This is a genomic window from Bacillus sp. AFS001701, from assembly GCF_002559405.1.
Lineage (GTDB): Bacteria > Bacillota > Bacilli > Bacillales > Bacillaceae_G > Gottfriedia.
On the sequence record NZ_NTZO01000127.1, the window covers coordinates 1 to 3,814 of the forward strand.

The 3,814-nt window shown below is 34.8% G+C and carries 4 protein-coding genes; all 4 read left to right on the plus strand.

All coding sequences use genetic code 11. The features are described 5' to 3' along the window. Positions 1 to 195 precede the first annotated feature (195 nt). The 4 genes from CN514_RS10435 to CN514_RS10450 all read left to right on the plus strand — a co-directional run bounded on the left by CN514_RS10435 (position 196) and on the right by CN514_RS10450 (position 3,695). Positions 196 to 675: a PaaI family thioesterase gene (locus CN514_RS10435; RefSeq protein ID WP_098232517.1), complete on the plus strand. Its 480-nt coding sequence runs from the start codon at positions 196 to 198 to the stop codon at positions 673 to 675. A 205-nt stretch (positions 676 to 880) separates the two neighbouring features. Beyond that, positions 881 to 1,903 (plus strand): ROK family transcriptional regulator, encoded by a 1,023-nt coding sequence (locus CN514_RS10440; RefSeq protein ID WP_483295009.1) that lies wholly within the window; start codon positions 881 to 883, stop codon positions 1,901 to 1,903. An 82-nt stretch (positions 1,904 to 1,985) separates the two neighbouring features. Next, a complete protein-coding gene (locus CN514_RS10445) occupies positions 1,986 to 2,366 on the plus strand; it encodes a VOC family protein (protein WP_098232518.1) in 381 nt (126 codons plus the stop codon). A gap of 87 nt (positions 2,367 to 2,453) precedes the next feature. Then, positions 2,454 to 3,695 (plus strand): MFS transporter, encoded by a 1,242-nt coding sequence (locus CN514_RS10450; protein WP_098232519.1) that lies wholly within the window; start codon positions 2,454 to 2,456, stop codon positions 3,693 to 3,695. Positions 3,696 to 3,814 lie beyond the last annotated feature (119 nt).

Below are 3,814 nucleotides of genomic sequence, written 5' to 3' on the forward strand. Positions count from 1 at the left end.
TGTGTACATAATTATTAGTTAATTGTAAACTTGAAAAATATTACTCTTCTTTAAAAGTATAGTTAATATTAACGGAATTATTAGGAAACTATTGTGGATTAGTAAGACCTTGTATATATTTAAAGTACAATATGACCGAACGATTGCTCATATTATGATGAATTTTATTTAAAAAGTTATTAAGGAGGATGAATGATGGAAGAAGTAATTGAAAAAGCAATTCAAGATATCTACCCAGATGATTTCGCTTGGTGTTATGGTTGTGGTCGATTAAATAAAGATGGTCATCATCTTCGCACTGGTTGGCAAGGTGATAAAACAGTTACGATCTTTACACCTGAATCAAAGTACATGGGAATTCCAGGTTTTATTTATGGTGGATTAATAGCTTCGTTAATTGATTGTCATGGGACAGGCTCTGCCTCACTTGCATTACACCGCAAGAATGGAAATGAGATAGGAGATGGCTCAGCACCACCTAGATTTGTAACCGCTTCCCTCAATGTGGAATATCTTAAACCAACTCCCCAAGATGTACCACTAAAAGCAGTTGGAACTGTAGAAGAAATCCATCCAAAAAAATGGAAAGTTCATACAGAATTATTTGCAAATGACACTCTTTGTGCTCGTGGAGAGGTAGTTCTTGTTGTTATGCCTAGCACATTTTTAAAATAATAACTTGAAATAAAGTTCTTAAACAACAAGTGCATGCTTTGTTAAAGATTATGAGTAGCTTTTCGCTACTCTATTTTTTTAAAAATATAAATCTATAAAATCTATATATAATTCAATTTCATTTGTTTTAATAAAGAGTATATGGTAAATTAAGGTCATTAACTTATTAAAGTTGTTTAATAAGTTTTTTAAGGCGGTGAATTTAGTGAATGAATTTTTAGCAACTCCAAGCACGATGAGGAAAATGGTTCTTCGTGGTATTCGTACAACACTATTAAAACTAGGAAGTGCAACTAAAGTTGAATTAAGTCAAAGGCTAGAAATTAGTTTTCCAACAATTAGTAAGTTCCTAACAGAAATGGAAAAAGAAGGAGAAGTTCTTTTAGTTGGATTAGATAATTCTAGTGGAGGAAGAAGAGCAAAAAGATATTCTTACAATCCTGAACATATGTTAGGGCTGGTAATTTTTTTAGAAAAAACAGAAACGAATTATAAAATTTTTAATTGTGTCGGTGAAATAAAGGAACAAGGCAAAGTATCTAGTGCATTAATGGATAATAGTTTATATTTTTTAACGACTACCATTGAAAATATAATAAGTAAATATCCAAAAATCAGTTCAATGTCGATTGGAGTTCCAGCAGCGGTTGATAATGGAAGGATGTTTTATATACCAGGATATGAACAGTTTCAAAACATTAATTTAAAAGAATATTATGAAGAACATTTTTCGATCCCTGTCATAGTTGAGAACGATATGAATGCAGCTGTTTTGGGTTTTCATAATAATAGAGGGATAAAAGAAAAACAATCACTTGTTTATTTGTATTCAGGACAAAACGGCCCAGGTGCAGGAATTATGGTAAACGGTGATGTTGTTAGAGGTAGTACTTTTTTCTCAGGAGAGGTTTCATTTGTACCCCAGTATGATGAAAGAAATTTCGGGCAGGCGTTAGTGAATGGAAAAGCACTTAAAAACATAATCATAAGTGAGGATTATGAAATTGATGCAATCAGTAGGCTAGTGGCCTCATTTGTAGCTATTATTAACCCTCATATCATCATTTTTTGTAAGGATGAAGTTGAAAACGTAATAGTAGATAAAATTAGAATGACTAGCTCAAAATATTTTCCGTCTGAACATCTTCCTGTACTTACTACGAGTGATTGGAAACAAGACTATTTAGTTGGATTACAAAGTCTTTGTCTTAAACTTATGATCGATTGATAATAAAATGTTAGTCATATAAGGTGGTGATCCCCATTTAATACTAAAATTTTAAAAAAGAATATTGGGGAGTGATAAATAAATGAAGATTGAACATATTGCTATTTGGGTTAAGGATTTGGAAGGTATGAGGGAGTTTTACGAAACTTTTTTTAATTGTAAGACCAACAATAAATATCATAATAGTGAAAAGAAATTTGAATCTTATTTTCTTACTTTTGAATCTGGCGCACGATTAGAGATTATGCGTAAAGAAGGTATTGTTAAGACGAATACTGATGATCAAATTGGTTGGGCTCATATTGCAATCTCCTTAGGAAGTGAAGATGCCGTCATTCAGATGAGTGCCAAATTTAAAAATAGCGGTTATCCTCTTATTAATGGTCCTCGTGTGACTGGTGATGGGTACTACGAGAGTGTAATTAAAGATCCAGAAGGGAATCTTATTGAGTTGACTGTTTAACTTATTAAAGACGTTAAATAAGTAGATAATTCGACACTTATTAAACGTATTTAAAAAGTTTTTTAATTTAATAACTGGAGGTTAAGAATGGATACTTCTTTAAATAGTCGACAAATTCAATTATGGCGGGTCGCAATTTATTTCATTTTTGCACTGACTGGATTTGCATTCGCATCATGGGTATCTCGCACGCCTGCAATCAGGGATACTTTAGGTTCTACAACAGCAGAGATGGGTGTAATCATATTTGGGCTTTCCGTAGGATCGATAGTCGGATTGACAAGTGCCAGTATTCTGATTGCTCAAAAGGGCGGACGTTTTGTCATGGTTTTTGGTCTATTAGTGGTTTCTATCGGACTCTTAATTGTTGGTATCAGTGGTTCATGGCTGACAAATAGTATGATTGTATTTTTAGGACTTATCGTTTTTGGTTTTGGGCAAGGAATATGCGATGTAGCGATGAATGTAGAAGGAACCGCAGTTGAGAAAGCTGCTCAAAAGTCGCTCTTAACCGGTTTTCATGCTGCGTTCAGTTTGGGTACGCTTCTTGGAGCATTGGTTGGTTCGACAATGACTAAGTCAGGAATCTCTGTACCTGTTCACTTGTCACTGACAGCCTTGGTTATCGTTCTGATTGTTTTATATTTATACCGTTTCATACCTGCCGACACAGGTAAAGAAGTTACTAGCGACTCTGTTAAAGTAAACAGAACGAAGGAATATATGGCCGTTTGGAAAGAGCGACGTACAATAATGATCGGTATCATTGTTCTTGGAATGGCTTTTGTTGAAGGATCAGCAAATGACTGGTTACCACTTATTATGGTTGATGGTTACAATGTTACACCAGCTATGGGATCCATTGCATATGGCATTTTTGTCGGTTCAATGACTTTTGGACGTGCAATAGGTGATAAAATAGTAGACCGTTTCGGCCGAGTTATCGTTTTGCGTGCATCAGCACTTTTGGCTTTTGTAGGACTGATTATTGTTATAATGAGCCACAGTTTCGAAGTAGCAACGATTGGTATTGTTTTTTGGGGACTTGGGGCAGCATTTGGTTTTCCAGTTGGATTATCCGCTTCAGGAGACGACCCTCATAGAGTAGCTGCAAGAGTAAGTGCAGTATCGACAGCTGGTTACCTTGCATTCCTAGTAGGACCACCATTTTTAGGAATTATCGGTGAACATGTAGGGTTACTACGTGCTCTGATTTTCGTACTTATTGCTGTAACGATCTCTGGACTTCTATCAAAAGCTTCGAAACCGATTGGAAAACAAACTAATTTGGAAATGGACTCTAAAGTTTCTAATTCCCTAAAGTTGTAACATAATAACGAAAAGAGGATAATCGGTTAAGGGGCTGTTGACAAAATGGGAAAGGAGATTTAACTCCTTTCCCATTTTGGTTTTTAGGTTATTTCTTAGTGTTTAAACCTGTTTTTATA

Bases quoted from the DNA above. Each gene is read 5' to 3' on its own strand.
- CN514_RS10435 (WP_098232517.1), top strand. From the start codon at position 196: ATGGAAGAAGTAATTGAAAAAGCAATTCAAGATATCTACCCAGATGAT.
- CN514_RS10445 (WP_098232518.1), top strand. From the start codon at position 1,986: ATGAAGATTGAACATATTGCTATTTGGGTTAAGGATTTGGAAGGTATG.
- CN514_RS10450 (WP_098232519.1), top strand. From the start codon at position 2,454: ATGGATACTTCTTTAAATAGTCGACAAATTCAATTATGGCGGGTCGCA.